We start from the raw sequence: 15,607 nt of genomic DNA, 5'->3' as shown, positions 1-15,607 counted from the left end.
TGCTGCCCTTTGTTTGATCTGAACCACTGGAGGGTGGAGTAGAAAGCTTTTTTTTCAAATCAAAACCGAACTCGTCTTTACCGATCTCGATCATTTTGGTAAGAAAATCCACTTCCATTTGTTTGCGCCCAAGAGCTGCCTCAAGTTCATGAATGCGCTTCTGCAGCTCCTGGTTCTTTGTTGCTTCGCTGTTCATTTGTATAACAATAGTTTGGCCTGATTGCAAATGTCGCGAATACTTGTTTAGCCACCTATAAACCGTTGTGGTACTAATGCCATAATTGTGACAAGTGATTGCTACTGAACTCTTTCCTGATTCAATTGCCTTTACGGCACTGCGACGTACCTCTTCACTGAAGACGCGTCGGGTTACTAAATGTGTTTTTGCCATGTTTGACCTGGTTTTTTGGTCAACTTATTTCAGGCTCGTACAATTTTTGACTATTCACTATTCACCGGCTTTCCTACTCACCACTCACTGACTTGGCTTTGGCTTTACGCTTTTCCTTGGGATCTTCATCCATCCTGTCGATCTCCTTGTTTTTGTCCTTGTCATCCTCCTTTACTTCTGCGGCGGTTACTTCGCCTTCAAACTTCAGCTTTTGTTTTTCATCAATGCCATGCGTTGGCTCGGTGATGGAAATGATTTTCTCTTTCATCGCAAAATCAATGTAACAGCGGTTTATTTTAGACAGCATGTTGAATTCTATCTCAAACACATTGTCGTTTTTCCAGTAGGCGCGGCTGGCAAACAGGTGGCCCGTTTTGTGTTCGGTATAAAACTTATAGCCCGAGCCTACGCCCATGGGGTAATGCACCGAATCGTGCGAGCTCAGGGTTACCATCAGTGCAGTGTCGGTGCTGTCTTTGCGTATCATCAGGCGTTCTATGTCCAGACTGTTTTTCTCCAGCGTAATGTATTTGTTGTACAGGTTTAGTTCTTTGGGTGAGCTGGAACCTTTAATAAGTGTATCGGCCTGTGCCAGGTGGTTTTCCAGCTTGCGCAGCTGCTCGTAGGCTTTTACGTTCTCGGGTATTTTATCGTCCGATTTCAGGGCCTTGATAATCTTTTTGCCAATGCCCTCCCATTCAAAACCACCGCCGGTGGCCACCATAATAATGTTCCGCTCCTTGTTAATAAACAGGCGCTGCTGCCCCCTGCCTTCCGAGCTGTATTCTTCCTCGTTGTTTATCCAAACGCCGTAACCATAACCGCGTTTATCCTGCAGGGTACTGTTCGAGGTCATCATTTTCTTGATCCAGTCGCCGGATACCACCTGTTTGCCATTACACTTGCCTTCTTCCAGCAACAGCACGCCCAGTTTGGCAAGGTCGTGGGGTTGCAGGGCCAGGTCGCCCCAGCCGTAGTTAAGGCCCTTGTCGTTTTTCTCCCAGTAATACGATTGTATTTTGAGGTCTTCGAACAGGGTTTGTTTGGCAAATTCCTCGGGCGACATTTTGGTTACGCGTTTCAGTATTTCACCCAGCAGGTAGTAATTGTAGGCGCAATATTCAAAGCGCGCCCCTGGTTCTGAAACAGAGGCCACGTTCAGCACATAGTCGGCCCAGTCGGCCTTTACAAACATATCATGCAGCACCTTGTCTTCGGTACCGTACTGGCAGTCCAGCCCGGCGCGCATAGCCAGCAGGTCTTTCAGCTTCAGCTGGTCCAGCTGCGGGTTGTGCTGGTTCACTTCGGGGAAAAAGCTCATTACCGGTTGCTCATCGTCTTTAATCAGCCCCTTGTCAATGGCAATGCCGATGAGCATGGCCGTAACGGTTTGGGCGCAGGCGCTTACATCGTGCTGGTAATAGGGCCTGTAAGGGTAAAACGTGGCATCGAGCAGCACGGTTTTGTTTTGTACCAGCAGCAGGCTGTGTACATTGAATTTATTGGTTTTAATGTAGGTGAGTACGGCGGCGAGGTCTTTAGAGGAAAATCCCTGCGATTCGGGGGAGGCATTGCTGAAAACGCCATCATCAATAATGGGCAGGGTGTCTTTGTTTACCACATGAATAACCGTATCTTTTTTCTTGAATCCCGTAGCGGTAGTGTCGGGCTGGTGCCTGTTGCGGCGTGTTTGGCGGTAATAAGTGCTGGGGTCGGCAACCTGTGCCTGGGCGGCAAAGCAGCCAAGCAACAGCAATAGCAACAATACAGCCTTAGGCCGGGGAGCGCAAAAATTCTGCATCGTAAGGGGTTTGAAGGGCGAAATGTATTCCGTTGTAAATATAGGGAAAGATGGCTGGATGGTTGGATGGCTGAATGGTTATTTTCGGCGGAGGCTTCGTCGTGAGTGGCGAATCGAGAATCGAAAGTCGACAGTCGAGACCATCTTAGCGAAGGCCCTCACGTTGCCGGCGGCTGTGTCCCCACAGCCGCTCATTGTTGGGTGAAGAAAGCGGCTGTGGGGGACACAGCCACAGGCATATTTTTATTGACTATTCACTATTCACCTGAGCAGCGGGCGGCGGGCGGCCTAGCGGTTGCGCTCTGCAAGTAGCTGCTCTGCCAGCAGCAGATCGGCGGGGCGGGTGATTTTGATGTTGTTGTATTCGCCTTCTATCAGGTAAACGGTTTGGCCGGTGGCTTCCACTACCGTGGCTTCATCGGTAAAGGCGTCGGAGTAGGCTTGTTCAAAGGCCGGTAACAGGATGGCGGAATGGAAGGTTTGCGGGGTTTGGATAATGCGTACCAGGTTACGGTCTGCCACCTGGTGAGTTTGGTTGGTGGATACGATGCGGATACTGTCTGTTGCCGCAACGGCGGGGATGGCGCTTCCCTGCTCCAGCGCCTGGGTATAACACTGGCGGATAAGCCGTGGCGAAACCAGGCAGCGAACACCGTCGTGCACAAAAATCACGGCTTCTTCTTTTACCAGCTGCAAACCCTTTTGTACGGAGTGAAAACGCGTGGCGCCGCCTTCGGTGAGTGTAATGCGTGCGCTGTCGCTGAGCGATTGGGCAATTGCCTGCCCTGCTTCAAGGTGCATGGCAGGCAATACCACGATGATATGGATGTCTTCAAAAGCCTCGAGAAACGCCTGCAGCGTATGCCATAACACAGGCTGTTGCTGCAGCAGCAGAAATTGCTTGGGCACGGCACTGGCCATTCTTGTCCCCGATCCGCCCGCAACAATAACCGCGTATTTCTTCATAGTATGCTTTTAGCCGCCGGTAGTACTGCGGCTTTTAAATAATTTCTTTGAGTTTGGCAATTACCTGGTCAATTTCAGCGGTGGTATTGTGTTTGCTGAAAGAGAAACGGATGGTTACCTGGTCGCTGTTGGGGTTAATGGCCCTTATTACATAACTGCCGATATCTGCACCGCTGGTACAGGCGCTGCCGCCCGATGCGCAGATGTTGTTGATATCGAGGTTAAACAGCAGCATTTCACTTTTCTCTGTTTTGGGAAAGTTTACGCTCAGTACCGCATACAGGCAATTGCCCAGCTGGTCGCCGTTAAAGGCCACGCCGGGAATCTGCTGCAGCAGCTGTTCCATCATATACTTTTTAAGTCCCTTAATGTACGTGCTGTCCTGCTCGTAGTTGGCAGTAGCCAGCTCCAGCGCTTTGGCAAAACCCACAATGCCGTACAGGTTTTCGGTGCCTGCGCGCATGTTGCGCTCCTGCGAACCGCCGTGTACAAAAGGTTCTATTTTAATATTTTCGTTCACGTACAGTATACCTACGCCTTTGGGGCCATGAAATTTATGCCCGGCGCCGGTGATAAAATGCACATGGGTGTTGCGCAGATCGAAGGGGAAATGCCCTACGGTTTGCACGGTATCGCTGTGGAAAATGGCGTTGTATTTTTTGCAGAGCTCACCTACGGCCTTGATATCGATCATGTTGCCAATTTCGTTGTTGGCATGCATCAGCGTTACCAGGCATTTTTCGGTGCTGCCGGCCAGCAGCTGTTCCAGGTGGGCAATGTCTACCTGTCCGTTGGGCAGCAGCTGCACATAGCTCAGTTGCGCTTCGCCTGTTTTGTGCAGGTGTTGCACGGTGTGCAGGGTGGCGTGGTGCTCAATGGGCGAGGAAATAATGTGTTTGCAACCCAGGTTACGTACCGATGCGGTGATGGCCGTATTGCTGCTTTCTGTTCCGCCACTGGTGAAAAAGATTTCAGCAGGGTGTGCATTAAGTATTTTAGCTACTGTTTTACGTGCATTTTCAATGGCCATACGTGTTTCGCGGCCATAGCTGTAGATGGATGACGGGTTACCGAAATGGGTGGTAAAATAAGGCATCATGGCTTCCAGCACAGCCGGGTCCAGTGGTGTGGTGGCTGCGTTATCTAAATAAATTCTGCTCATAAATTCCGCTGCGTTCTTAAAATGGAGTGCAAAAATACTTAATCTGAATGGGAGGTAGTGATTTTTTACACAAATAATACATGGTGAGTGGTGAGTAGTGAGTGGTGAGTGTTTTTAGCGAAAACTTACAAACGAACGTTTTATGCATCGAGAATCGAGAATCGACAGTCGAGACCATCTTAGCGAGATTAAAGCGGATTTTTTTACCGCAAAGGGCACAAAGGTTTCCTTCGGAGAGCGGGGATTAACGTGACTGCCTTATGTCGCCCGCGGCTGTGTCCCCACAGCCGCTTGTTTGAGTGCGAAGGTGGCTGTGAGGACACAGCCACAGGCATGCAAAAAGGGCACAAAGCCTAACAGATTCGCTCCGTTTCTCTGTGCCCTTTGCGGGTTTTCCTTTTGTGGCCTCCGCTGTAAAATCCGCTTCGATCACTCACCATTCAAAGGTGCGCGAGCTGGCGGCTGTGGGGACACAGCCGCGGGCAAGGGGGGGATCACTGACGATTCACGAAAAACCTTCGCTCCAATAATCTCGACTGTCGATTCTCGACTCTCGATGTCCCCACGCTCCCGCCAGGCGGGATATACACCAACCTACATGCTTTCGCGGATATCCTGCATCAGCCTGCGGGCGATGTTTTCGGCGGTGGTTTCAAAACTGCTTTCTGCATAAATGCGGATGATGGGTTCGGTATTGCTGGTACGCAGGTGCACCCAATCGCTGTCAAATTCTATTTTCAAACCATCTTCCGTATTAATGGGATTGTTCTTGTACTTCGTGCTAATCTGGTCAAATATCTTCTTCACATCAAAACCACCTTCCAGCTCAATTTTGTTTTTGCTGATGAAGTAATCAGGGTAACTGCCGCGCAGTTGTTTTACGCTTTTTTTGCTTTGTGCCAGTGAAGTAAGGAACAGCGCAATGCCAATCAACGCATCACGACCGTAATGCAGATCGGGCACAATAATACCGCCATTGCCTTCGCCGCCTATAACGGCATGGGTGGCTTTCATTTTGTTTACCACATTCACCTCACCTACTGCGCTGGGCGTGTATTCGCCACCGTGTTTGGTGGTTACATCTTTCAGTGCGCGGGTAGATGACATATTGCTCACCGTATTGCCTTTGCGGTGCTGCAGCACATAATCGGCTACTGCCACCAGCGTATATTCTTCACCAAACAGGGAGCCATCTTCACACACAAAACACAGGCGGTCCACATCAGGGTCAACCGCAATACCCAGGTCGGCACCTTGCTTGTTTACCTCGTTGCACAGCTCGCTCAGGTGTTGCGGCAAAGGTTCTGGGTTATGGGCAAATTTGCCGTTCACTTCACCATTCAGTACCACCACATCTTTAACGCCGAGTGCTTTCAGCAATGCGGGTACGGCAATAGCGCCGGTGCTGTTAATGGCATCGATCACTATTTTAAATTTGGCTTTTTTAATGGCAGCTACATCTACCAGCGGGTAGTTCACTACTGCTTCAATATGTTGGTCAAGCGCGGTTGTATTGCGGGTATAACCACCCAGCCTGTCCACCTGCACAAAATTGTATTCATCATTGGCGGCCAGTTCCAGAATTTTGGCGCCATCTGCTGCGCTGATAAATTCACCTGCGCTGTTCAGCAGTTTAAGGGCATTCCATTCTTTGGGGTTATGGCTGGCGGTGAGGATAATGCCACCGGCAGCTTTTTCAAAAGTCACGGCCATTTCAACCGTGGGTGTAGTGCTCAGGTCAAGGTCAATTACATCAATACCCAATGCATTGAGTGTGCTGATGACCAGGCGCTGAATCAGTTCACCGCTGATTCGTCCGTCACGACCAATAACAACTTTTTTGCTGGCAGGATGCTGTTGCAGCAACCAGGTTCCATAGGCTGCAGTAAATTTCACCACGTCAAGCGGGCTCAAGGTGTCTCCCGGTTTTCCGCCAATAGTACCCCTGATACCCGAAATGCTTTTAATAAGCGGCATAATCTCCAAATTTTGGTGCCGACAAACATAAAGTAAAAATCAGAATTTACCGTTATTAGATTTCAGGAAAAGCACTACAGTGCAGTTGTATTAAATATTTCAGCATACGTTTGCGTAATTTTTTTCTGCCATATATAACCTTAAAACAATTTAAGTTGTTATATACATTGCACATTTCACTCAACAGAAGCAGCCAAACTATACATTTGCATTACAAGTCAATGAGCATATGCCTGATAGATCATGGTACAAGGAATGGTTCAGTTCACCGTATTATCACCTGTTGTACAGCAAACGAGACCAGCAGGAGGCCAGCCGCTTCATCAGCGCACTGACCACCCATTTGCATGCAGCGCCCGGCAGCCGCATGTTCGATGTGGCCTGCGGTAAGGGACGTTACAGCAAAGCGCTGAGTGATATGGGATTTGATGTAACGGGTATTGACTTGTCAGAATCTTCCGTGCTGGAAGCCAAACCGCTCGAAAATGAGCACCTGCATTTTTACCAGCACGATATGCGCCTCCCCTTCTGGATCAACTATTTCGATTTCGCCTTTAACTTTTTCACCAGCTTCGGTTATTTCCGCACACGCCGCGAGCACGATAGTGCCATACGCACCATTGCGCAAAGCCTTAACCCTTCCGGCGCCTTTGTGATAGATTACCTGAATGTGCATTATGCGGAAGACAACCTGGTACGGTCTGAACACAAAAAAATCAACGGCACCATCTTCCACATATCCCGCTGGCACGATGAAACACATTTCTTTAAGCAGATACAGATTGAAGACAACGGCGCGCAGGTAAAACACCTGTTTACCGAAAAGGTATCCAAATTCACGCTGGGCGATTTTACCGAAATGTTCGCCTACCACGGCCTGCAGGTAGAAGAAGTGTTCGGCGATTACCAGCTGGGGCCCTTCGATATCCGCAAATCGCCCAGGCTTATCATCATCGCAAGAAAACGCGCACGCTAGGGCTGCGCACAGGTGAGTAGTGAGTGGTCAGTGGTGAGTGAAAGCCAAAACCGGTGAATAGTGAATAGGCAATAGTGAATGAAATACAAAATGAGCGATCGCTGCACATCGCCTGCGGCTGTGTCCCACAGCCGCCCTTTGTGATCTTTGTGGGTTTTCTCTTCGTGCCCTTTGTGGTAAAAAAAGAACGCACGCACCACGCTTAAAACACACAAACGTTAAACTTCAAACATGAAACGTTAAACTACAAACCCCACTGTAATAAATCCCCGCTTTCCGCTACCAACAGTAAAACGCATACTGTTATGAGCGCATTAACCCGCCGTGGTTTTTTAGAGAAACTGGGGGCAGGCAGCGTTGCCGCATCCCTCCCATTACTGTTGCCTTCTGTGCATGCAGCAACTGCACCATACAACGGGCCCAAACTAAACGTTGCACTTTGCGGGCTGGGCAATTACGCCCGCATGCTGGCAGAAGGGTTGCAGGCATCGCAATACTGCAGGCTGGCCGGTGTAGTTACCGGGCACGCAGATAAAGCCGCTGCCTGGCAGCAACAATACCAGCTGCCGCCGCAGAACATTTACAACTACAACAATTTCGACGGCATTGCACACAACCCCAACATTGACGTGGTGTATATAGTGCTGCCCAATTTTTTGCACAAGCCCTTTACCATTCGTGCAGCACAGGCAGGCAAGCATGTAATTACCGAAAAGCCCATGGCCACCACCGCGGCCGATTGTGAAGCCATGATAGCCGCCTGCAACAAAGCAGGTGTGCAACTGGCTGTTGGCTACCGCATGCATTTTGAACCCACGCAGCAGGAAATAATGCGCCTGGGCCAGCAAAAAGCATTTGGCCCCGTACGTTACCTGGAAGCAGGGCTGGGTTATAAAACCTATAACCTTGCTGATGCAAATGATATGGTTGATATAAACGATGACACCCAGTGGCGGCTGCATAAAACAAAAGCAGGCGGCGGCCCGTTGATGGATTTGGGTGTGTACTGCGTACAAGCCGCCCGTTATGTATTGGGTGAAGAGCCTGTTGCCGTAACCGCACAGTTTGGCCCTGTGCACCATGCACAGCGGTTTACGCAGGTAGAAGAAAGCATTACCTGGCAAATGCAATTCCCCGGCGGCGCGGCCGCCAATTGCACCAGCAGTTACGGGTTTAATATAGATAAGTTGTACGCCTCGGCAGATGATGGTTATTTTGAACTATCCCCCGCGCTAAGCCACGGCCCCTTTACAGGCAAAACCAGCGCCGGCATTTTAAACATACCACCCATTAACCAGCAGGCCTCCCAGCTGGATGCCATGGCCCAATACATCATTAACAAACAACCCATGCCTGCACACATAAACGGCAGCGAGGGCCTGCGGGATATACGCATTATTGAAGCCATCTACAAAGCCGCGCAAACGGGTGGCGTGGTAAAGCTGGTGTAAACAATAAACCACCTGTAAACACAGGCGGCTTTAGCTCATGCCCGGAAATCAAAGAAAACCGCGCCGTAAGCCAGGCGCTATGGCCAGTGTTATAACACGCCTTCCCGTAGCATAGAATAAAAGCCTTGTTCAGAAATAACCAGGTGATCCAGCAAATGCACATCAATAAGCGCCAGTGCATCGCGCAGGCGTTGGGTATGTAATTTATCTGCCCGGCTGGGTGTTAACTTGCCCGATGGGTGGTTGTGTACCACAATTACAGCCGTTGCTAAGCTGTGCAGGGCAATTGATAAAATAAGCCGTACATCAATACAGCAGCCCGTAGCGTTGCCGGTGCTTACCAGGCGATGGCCCAATACCCGGTTGGCATTGTTCAGGTAAAACACCATTAACTGCTCCTGTATGTTTATCAGGTTTTTATCCCACACGCTTAAGGCCATGTGGTAACTGGCAGCGGGGTGGTCTGCAATATACGCAGGGCACAACGGCCGTTGCTGGTAGCGTATGGCAATGTGCGGGCCGCACCACCCGCTTTTAATGTTGCGTAATAAGTTTCGTTTATTAGCCATGTCGTAGTTTTTTAAGAAATAGAAAGAATGCCATTCCGGGAACGGAACGGCCAACTAACCCACGCAGGTGTGCGCAACCGGTAACAGGTGTACCGGCTGTATTATTTTAGTTGCATACTTATTAATGTTAATGCCTGCATGTAATGCAGCTGCTAGCAGGCTACTGCCATGGCAGCGGGCTGCGGCAGTTTGCTGCAAATACTGTTAACCAATTGCTGCAACAGCAACAGGCGGGTAAGCAGCGTACCAAGCTCGGCAGGGGTAACGGCAAAACGGGGGTTGTAGCGCCCATCTACATAAGCACGCTGCAGCAGGGTAAACAAGTGAGCTTCGGCCGTGGTGTTTACGGGAAATATGGTGTGCAGCAGCGGGCTAAGGCAGCGGGTATAGCGCCTTAACTTATCCAGGTTATGCGTATGCAGCTGGTAACCGGTAACCTGCTGGTACAGGCCAATGTACAATTGCTCTGCAGCCTGGTGCAACAGAAAGGCGGCCATTTGGCAGCTTTGGCGCTGCTGGTAAAACAATGCACCTTGTATAAAACCGGTAACAAGTATTTGCCTATCGGCATAAGTGGGGCCGGGCGCATCAATTGCATGTTCGGCCATTGTTATACATGGCCTATCGTCATCATCATTATACAACAACTCTGCTTTCTCGTTAAGTGTAGTGGCAAAGGGGTGTGCGTTTTGTTGTTGTGCGTGGTAAGCTTCTTGCGTTAGTACAAGGGCATTCACATCGGCCAGTTTTTTACAGCGGTTTTCAATGGCATCCTGCACTTCGTTCAGAGCTTGTTTGGTGTTTTGTTTTATAACAACGGCCAGGTGATACACCGGCTCATCGTGCAGGTAGCCATCAACCAAAACAAAGGGGTTATAGGCATAACACTGGGCGCCGGAAATGCCTATTAAATATATTTTGTAACAGGGAACAATGGTGGTAATGGTTTGTGTTAGCTGTTGGTACAATGCCTGTGTATTGGCAGGTTGGGTGGTGGATGTTTTCATATAGCAGTTTTGATGGTAAGAAAAAACAGAAACTATTTGAGTGAACCAACCACGCACAAAAAAGCGTGGGTTAGTTCCTACGCTCTGAAGGGCTACGACACCCCGGCGGCAATAAGAACGCCCACGCCTATCTTTTATGCAAATAAAAGCAAACGTGAGCGATTTACCTTATTCTTCGCCGCCATTGAAAGGTCGTAGTTTTCAGAGGCGAGTGTAAAGCAAATGCGCTTTAAATAAATGTGGTTGCCTTATTCGTATCAGCAACTAGCTATCGTTACAAAAAAGCTTCATTTTCGAATCTTTACACTAAGATAATAAAATATCTTTTAACGATAATAAATTATACAGAAAAGTGTAAAATTTAATTTGATAATGATTCGATATATATTTCGGTTCTAATGCGTTCAATTTCTGCAAAATGGAGAACCGAAACATAAACAGGATAAGGGTAGTTCTGGCTGAACAAAATAGAACGAATAAGTGGCTTGCAGAGAAATTGGGAGTTGGCGAGGTGACCGTTTCCCGCTGGGTGAATAATTTGCAACAGCCAAGGGTTGAGGTATTTGTTGAAATTGCCGACTTACTTAAAGTAGATATACGCGATCTGTTCGAGCCGACGATTCGTAAAAAATAGGTGATTATACGTCTGAACTACATGCGAAACTGATGGAAAAGAAAAGCAAGATAAATTTGAACAGGCTTCGGATAGTTCTTGCGGAAAAGGACAAAACAAACCGTTGGCTGGCTGACCAACTGGGCGTAACTGAAGGGACTGTTTCAAAATGGGTGACCAATACGCACCAGCCTCCATTGGAAACGCTCTATAAAATTTCGATTCTCTTTAAAATGGATCTCAGGGAGCTGGTGGAATCCACTTTACACAAATGATTTCCCTACTTTGATTTTTAGATAGCTAACAAATGAAACACCTTGAAACTGAAAGGCTGACTACAGAATTGCTTGCATTTGGAAAACGCATGCGGGTGTTAAGAAAAGAGCGAAAATTGACACTTGTCGATTTGGAGGTAGCTATTGGTATTGATAATGGAGATTTAAGTAAAATTGAGAACGGATTAACGAATATAGAGTTCAATACCATTGTGAAAATAGCTACCGGCTTCGACATTGAAATCTATGAGTTGTTTGCGCCTGCCAAATAATCAACTTCTTTATCAATCTTTACCCTAAAATAAATTCACACAATGTTCCTGTTTCAACGAAAGCTGCCGGATTGTAATGTCTTATTCAAAAAGTTTATCACGCCTTGGTACGAGAGCGATAATGCCCCTCAAATGCCACGCCCTGATTTATTTGTAGTTAGTGGATTTACAGGCACGCCACTGCGCTTAGATAGTATACAACATCTACCCGACGACCTTTTAGCAAGCAACAAAGACCAGATTCAAACAATGATTGATGCAGCCCTGGGCGACTACCAATCAATATACCAATCGGCCAGTATAACGCTTGAGCTGCTGCATGCGGTAGACACCTTTTATACCAGGAAACAGATTTCAACAATTATTAAACAAAGCGACCCCGGTGATTTTTCAAACGATTATCTGATAACCGTTTGTGAGTTTGGGGCAATGCTGGGCCATTTGTTTTGCCAGCAGGGCGGCTTTGGCTGGCTTTACTCCCACCCCTATTTCAATTCTATTATTGTTCATGAAGCAACCGGTACAGCCATTCCCGTGTTTGATTGGGCAAATAAAAAATTCAGCGAATATGGTGTGGATGATGGCTTTGCTGCAAAATTCAAGATGGCGCTTGATCATGTAAATAAAAACACCTGATTGCTTAAAACACTATAACAACAGTAAAGCCCTGCAAGAGTGCAGGGCTTTTTTCGTATAAAGGCATCGTTATAAAAACACATCAAACTGGCGTAACCAGTATTTTAAACAGGCGCTTATATGGCGCTTGATACGGTAATGCTTGCAACATCGCTCCACTGGCCAACCTGGGCATCGTGATCGCGATATATACACCTGTACTTCCATAAAGCACTTTGGCCTGCGGCGGGCAGTGGGGCGGTATCAGTATAGTTGGGGTGTGTATCGGTAGCCAGGTATTGCCATTGGCCGGTGCCCCGGTCAACATAAATATCAATACCATCCATACCGCCTTTGCGCCATACAATTTCGGGTGCGCCGCCTGCTATCAGGCGTAGTGTAATGGTGGGCTTGCTTTCTACCTGTTTGCGGCTAAGGCTTTCTACTGCGCCGCTGCCTTCAATACCTAAATCGGTGCCGTCGCTGGCGCTGTAGATTGTTTTAGCTTTTATACCGGCCACCAGTGCGGCGGCGCATTTAAATATACCGGGTGTTACCGCAGTAGGTGCAGCCGCTATGGTAGGCGGTGCAGGCATTATGGCAACATCGTTATTGGCACCGCCCTCGCGCAGCTCGGCCTTGTACTGGGTAAGCTTTTTGGTAAACTCGCTAAACTGCTGGTGATAGGTAAGCCAATAGCTGTAATAAGCGCTGCTGTTTTGCATATCGGTAACCTCATCGGCAGTTATACCATATTTGGCTGCATAGGCCGGCAGCTTGGCCGCAAAGTTTTTAAGCCAGCTGTCTTTATCGGCTTCGGTGCGGGGCATAAAATAATCATTTGGCATAAGAAAGGTGTTTTGCAAACGCCCGGCATTGTCGTTCAGGCGTTTAAATAGTGAATAGGTTTACTTTAATAATGTGCAGGTATTGCTGTTTGTACAATGGCTTACTCCCTACCCTTTTGCGGCGCCGCAAAACTTTGGGCAGGTGTGGCAATATGTTGCGCAGGTACCTGCCGCAATGCCTACGGTACCTGCCCGTTTATGGCAGATGTGTACCAACATTGCGCAGGCTGCTGCGCAAACACGGCAGGTGTCTACGCAACTGCCGCAGGCCCCTGCGCATACCACGCAGGTGGCTACCAAACCCCGGCAGGTACCTGCGCACTTTGCGTGGTAACCTGCCGTACCTGCGTTGGCACCGCAACTATTTGCGCAGGTTGCCCTACAGCCCCCCTACGTACGGGCTAAGCAATATAAGTGATTGAAAAACAGCAATAACCATTTGATTGATAGCGCGCGCAATGGCGCAAACAATTACGCTTTACTGCATAGGCAAGCAAGTTTAAATAAGTGAAGTAACTAGTGCCGTTACCGGCGTTTGGTGTTTGTGGCTTTACAACCAGATATAAGATTTTGATGCGCTCCAGAGGCTGACGAAAGTATAATGTATGGGGAGAATTTGCAATAGGTTGAGGGCAGTTGAATGAAAATGAATGGAGGATTGGGCATGGTAGCAGATGCTTATGGACTACTGGGAATATTTACAGCTATCCTACACCAGATTACAAACCGCTCACTTAAGCTAATTTAAGAATCAGTCACCCACTGCGACGCCGGAAAAGCATGATTGAATTTGCAATAAGCACAAAAGATGCAAAATAAAAATGTATTAAGACTATCGTTACTCAACCTTGCAAAAAAAATAAATATACCGTATGTTTAAGAAAAACTATGGCCTTTACTTATAAAGATGTAGCACAAGAACTAATCAATGCTTGTTATTTGAAGGCAGAGGATGTGTAGGATTTTTACGGATCACCACACGAACAGTTTATGCAAAGTCTATTTGATTATGGCCAAAATTTTCTGGTTAATTGGTCAAATCGGTTTCCAATACAACCTGCGCGTTTTATCTACACTAATGATGAAGACATCAATGCATGCGCTTATAGAGACCTAACAAATATTCAATTCTTGCACTTAATAAGGGCCTGATAATTTTCCTATCTGATTTTTATCAAAAATTAGATCTGGTTAAATTTAAAGAAGATTTATCTTTTTTATCAAATACATTAGCCCAAACCAACTTTTTAATTATAAACAAATTAACACAATATGCAGTTCTATTTATTTTTAATCACGAGCGTTGCCATTTAGCTCAGAATTCTTTTTTTGAAAAGGCGACAAAAACTAAAGAATATGCCGATTTGATCAATGATGATTATGATGAGGATTCGCATATATACGAATACGACGCCGATTGCGAAGGAGCTAACGTTGCATCCTGGTACATATTTAATGAATGGACAGACTTTGAAGATGTGGCAAAAAAGAAAGAGATTCTGGAGGATTTGTTTTCTATTGGATTATCATCAATAATTACATTATTTTATCGCTTGAGTTTAAGAGCGAACACACCAACAGATGTTTATTATGAAAAAGGCGATCATCCGCATCCAGCAATTCGGATATTGTATACCACACATATGTATTTTGAACGCGTAAGGCATGGGCTTACAAATATTGTAGAGTTGGATTATGAAAGAATAATTTCAAATGCCAAAATTATTTCAAATGCTGTACTATTGTCAAACAATGTAAAGTTCGATTATGATAAAATTTTGGAAACAAATTACGATTCGATAACCGCTTACATTGAAAAACTTCACGAGGGAGTTTTAAAAAAAGAGAATAGCGTATTAGTTTATCTTCATAAAAATCCTGCTTAGATTTCTTATAATATAATAGTCGATGAATGGAATAATGTGTATTAGATAGTATTTGATCTGACAAACGAAGATTAAAACAAAGATATTAAGCTGCTGAATGTAGGCCATTCAGCAGCTTTTGTTTTGCTAAAGGTAGTGATTCGATAATGTCTGCATAGGAGTTTTACCAAAGCAATGTCTGCCACTATGTGGTCTTTCATTGTTGTAGTACTCCATCCAGGCATCCAGATCGTTCTGCAAATCGTCGATGCTGTCGTACAGTTTTTTCCGGAATGTGACCGCGTAAAATTCTTCTTGCATAGTCCTGTGAAGCCTTTCACAGATACAGTTCGTCTACTAACAACTGCATTATCAATAATATTCCTGCAGGATGGTATGAAAATGGTGAAAGTTGGCAAATCACCTATAGCATTCAGGTTTTTGCCCCGATAGATGTAGTTAAATGGGATCTTCTAAATCGGTTGTCTTCCCATGATCAATTTGCTGAATTATGGGACAGCTACTATATCTATGAGTCAATGGGGGCTGATGCGAAGGTCCACTATATTTTTACTGCGCAAGCACAACAAGCCATTATTGCCCAAGCCATCGATTATGCAACTGCACATGCACATGAGTATTTATTGAAGGCAGTGAACGGTAAAACGGCATATACGGATGAATTCAAAAGCTTCTTTAAATTATGGATGGAGGAATATATGCCAGGAACAAGCTTTAGTGTATCACCCGGGCCAATTTCCGGGGGCGTACCTTTTGTCAGTGGGCCTAGTGATAATAACTGCTAATTTGATGTATATT

17 protein-coding genes and 1 pseudogene are annotated in these 15,607 nt (G+C 46.7%); 9 read left to right on the top strand and 9 right to left on the bottom strand.

Features of this window, described 5'->3' with window-relative positions:
* The 5 genes from DXN05_RS24475 to glmM all read right to left on the bottom strand — a co-directional run.
* The coding region (locus DXN05_RS24475; RefSeq protein ID WP_147313884.1) for a transposase at positions 1 to 391 on the bottom strand (391 nt) is incomplete at its 3' end.
* Between the two features lie 73 nt (positions 392 to 464).
* Positions 465 to 2,192 (bottom strand): serine hydrolase domain-containing protein, encoded by a 1,728-nt coding sequence (locus DXN05_RS10240; protein WP_116847107.1) that lies wholly within the window; start codon positions 2,190 to 2,192, stop codon positions 465 to 467.
* 288 nt (positions 2,193 to 2,480) lie between these two features.
* Entirely contained in the window at positions 2,481 to 3,158 is a 678-nt protein-coding gene (locus DXN05_RS10235; protein WP_116847106.1) for a 2-C-methyl-D-erythritol 4-phosphate cytidylyltransferase, read from the bottom strand.
* Between the two features lie 34 nt (positions 3,159 to 3,192).
* On the bottom strand, positions 3,193 to 4,320 hold the full coding sequence (locus DXN05_RS10230) for a cysteine desulfurase family protein (protein WP_116847105.1): 1,128 nt from the start codon (positions 4,318 to 4,320) through the stop codon (positions 3,193 to 3,195).
* Positions 4,321 to 4,914: 594 nt separating this feature from the next.
* Entirely contained in the window at positions 4,915 to 6,297 is a 1,383-nt protein-coding gene (gene glmM / locus DXN05_RS10225) for a phosphoglucosamine mutase (protein ID WP_116847104.1), read from the bottom strand.
* A 229-nt stretch (positions 6,298 to 6,526) separates the two neighbouring features.
* Here glmM and DXN05_RS10220 point away from each other — a divergent pair, with 229 nt between their 5' ends.
* Together DXN05_RS10220 and DXN05_RS10215 are read left to right on the top strand one after the other, a co-directional pair.
* Positions 6,527 to 7,273: a class I SAM-dependent methyltransferase gene (locus DXN05_RS10220; RefSeq protein WP_116847103.1), complete on the top strand. Its 747-nt coding sequence runs from the start codon at positions 6,527 to 6,529 to the stop codon at positions 7,271 to 7,273.
* A gap of 305 nt (positions 7,274 to 7,578) precedes the next feature.
* Complete coding sequence (locus DXN05_RS10215) at positions 7,579 to 8,724, top strand: Gfo/Idh/MocA family protein (protein ID WP_116847102.1); 1,146 nt, start codon at positions 7,579 to 7,581, stop codon at positions 8,722 to 8,724.
* An 89-nt stretch (positions 8,725 to 8,813) separates the two neighbouring features.
* On the opposite strand, the gene DXN05_RS10210 is transcribed toward DXN05_RS10215, so the two are convergent.
* Together DXN05_RS10210 and DXN05_RS10205 are read right to left on the bottom strand one after the other, a co-directional pair.
* Entirely contained in the window at positions 8,814 to 9,293 is a 480-nt protein-coding gene (locus DXN05_RS10210) for a JAB domain-containing protein (protein ID WP_116847101.1), read from the bottom strand.
* A gap of 152 nt (positions 9,294 to 9,445) precedes the next feature.
* A complete protein-coding gene (locus DXN05_RS10205) occupies positions 9,446 to 10,300 on the bottom strand; it encodes a HEPN domain-containing protein (RefSeq protein ID WP_116847100.1) in 855 nt (284 codons plus the stop codon).
* A 418-nt stretch (positions 10,301 to 10,718) separates the two neighbouring features.
* Between DXN05_RS10205 and DXN05_RS10200 the strand changes: the two genes are divergently transcribed.
* From DXN05_RS10200 to DXN05_RS10185, 4 genes are read left to right on the top strand one after another with little or no spacing between them, the layout of a single operon-like run.
* A complete protein-coding gene (locus DXN05_RS10200) occupies positions 10,719 to 10,934 on the top strand; it encodes a helix-turn-helix transcriptional regulator (RefSeq protein ID WP_116847099.1) in 216 nt (71 codons plus the stop codon).
* A gap of 32 nt (positions 10,935 to 10,966) precedes the next feature.
* Positions 10,967 to 11,188 (top strand): helix-turn-helix transcriptional regulator, encoded by a 222-nt coding sequence (locus tag DXN05_RS10195; protein WP_116847098.1) that lies wholly within the window; start codon positions 10,967 to 10,969, stop codon positions 11,186 to 11,188.
* Between the two features lie 32 nt (positions 11,189 to 11,220).
* Positions 11,221 to 11,460 carry a helix-turn-helix domain-containing protein gene (locus tag DXN05_RS10190; RefSeq protein ID WP_116847097.1) on the top strand — a complete coding sequence of 80 codons (240 nt, stop codon included), beginning with the start codon at positions 11,221 to 11,223 and terminating at the stop codon, positions 11,458 to 11,460.
* 42 nt (positions 11,461 to 11,502) lie between these two features.
* On the top strand, positions 11,503 to 12,096 hold the full coding sequence (locus DXN05_RS10185; protein ID WP_147313883.1) for a hypothetical protein: 594 nt from the start codon (positions 11,503 to 11,505) through the stop codon (positions 12,094 to 12,096).
* A gap of 116 nt (positions 12,097 to 12,212) precedes the next feature.
* On the opposite strand, the gene DXN05_RS10180 is transcribed toward DXN05_RS10185, so the two are convergent.
* Positions 12,213 to 12,923, bottom strand: coding sequence for a hypothetical protein (locus DXN05_RS10180; protein ID WP_116847095.1), 711 nt, complete (start codon positions 12,921 to 12,923; stop codon positions 12,213 to 12,215).
* 73 nt (positions 12,924 to 12,996) lie between these two features.
* On the opposite strand from DXN05_RS10180, the gene DXN05_RS10175 reads away from it, so the two are divergent.
* Both DXN05_RS10175 and DXN05_RS10170 read left to right on the top strand, forming a co-directional pair.
* Positions 12,997 to 13,257: a hypothetical protein gene (locus tag DXN05_RS10175; protein ID WP_116847094.1), complete on the top strand. Its 261-nt coding sequence runs from the start codon at positions 12,997 to 12,999 to the stop codon at positions 13,255 to 13,257.
* A 1,030-nt stretch (positions 13,258 to 14,287) separates the two neighbouring features.
* Positions 14,288 to 14,809, top strand: a complete 522-nt coding sequence (locus DXN05_RS10170) for a hypothetical protein (RefSeq protein WP_116847093.1) — start codon at positions 14,288 to 14,290, stop codon at positions 14,807 to 14,809.
* A 126-nt stretch (positions 14,810 to 14,935) separates the two neighbouring features.
* On the opposite strand, the pseudogene DXN05_RS10165 reads toward DXN05_RS10170, so the two are convergent.
* A pseudogene (locus tag DXN05_RS10165) lies at positions 14,936 to 15,142 on the bottom strand (integrase core domain-containing protein); the annotation flags it as partial.
* 128 nt (positions 15,143 to 15,270) lie between these two features.
* Between DXN05_RS10165 and DXN05_RS10160 the strand changes: the two are divergent.
* Complete coding sequence (locus tag DXN05_RS10160) at positions 15,271 to 15,594, top strand: hypothetical protein (protein WP_116847092.1); 324 nt, start codon at positions 15,271 to 15,273, stop codon at positions 15,592 to 15,594.
* The last annotated feature ends 13 nt before the right edge of the window (positions 15,595 to 15,607 follow it).

Origin of the sequence: Deminuibacter soli, from assembly GCF_003412455.1 — a bacterium.
Taxonomy (GTDB): Bacteria; Bacteroidota; Bacteroidia; order Chitinophagales; family Chitinophagaceae; genus Deminuibacter; species Deminuibacter soli.
This window is presented reverse-complemented; position numbering and strand designations above follow the sequence as displayed.

Excerpts from the sequence above, each read along its gene's own strand:
- DXN05_RS10200 (WP_116847099.1), top strand. The coding sequence starts at position 10,719 with ATGGAGAACCGAAACATAAACAGGATAAGGGTAGTTCTGGCTGAACAA.
- DXN05_RS10205 (WP_116847100.1), bottom strand. The coding sequence starts at position 10,300 with ATGAAAACATCCACCACCCAACCTGCCAATACACAGGCATTGTACCAA.
- DXN05_RS10180 (WP_116847095.1), bottom strand. The coding sequence starts at position 12,923 with ATGCCAAATGATTATTTTATGCCCCGCACCGAAGCCGATAAAGACAGC.
- DXN05_RS10190 (WP_116847097.1), top strand. The coding sequence starts at position 11,221 with ATGAAACACCTTGAAACTGAAAGGCTGACTACAGAATTGCTTGCATTT.
- glmM (WP_116847104.1), bottom strand. The coding sequence starts at position 6,297 with ATGCCGCTTATTAAAAGCATTTCGGGTATCAGGGGTACTATTGGCGGA.
- DXN05_RS10195 (WP_116847098.1), top strand. The coding sequence starts at position 10,967 with ATGGAAAAGAAAAGCAAGATAAATTTGAACAGGCTTCGGATAGTTCTT.
- DXN05_RS10215 (WP_116847102.1), top strand. The coding sequence starts at position 7,579 with ATGAGCGCATTAACCCGCCGTGGTTTTTTAGAGAAACTGGGGGCAGGC.
- DXN05_RS10220 (WP_116847103.1), top strand. The coding sequence starts at position 6,527 with ATGCCTGATAGATCATGGTACAAGGAATGGTTCAGTTCACCGTATTAT.
- DXN05_RS10230 (WP_116847105.1), bottom strand. The coding sequence starts at position 4,320 with ATGAGCAGAATTTATTTAGATAACGCAGCCACCACACCACTGGACCCG.
- DXN05_RS10210 (WP_116847101.1), bottom strand. The coding sequence starts at position 9,293 with ATGGCTAATAAACGAAACTTATTACGCAACATTAAAAGCGGGTGGTGC.
- DXN05_RS10235 (WP_116847106.1), bottom strand. The coding sequence starts at position 3,158 with ATGAAGAAATACGCGGTTATTGTTGCGGGCGGATCGGGGACAAGAATG.
- DXN05_RS10240 (WP_116847107.1), bottom strand. The coding sequence starts at position 2,192 with ATGCAGAATTTTTGCGCTCCCCGGCCTAAGGCTGTATTGTTGCTATTG.
- DXN05_RS10185 (WP_147313883.1), top strand. The coding sequence starts at position 11,503 with ATGTTCCTGTTTCAACGAAAGCTGCCGGATTGTAATGTCTTATTCAAA.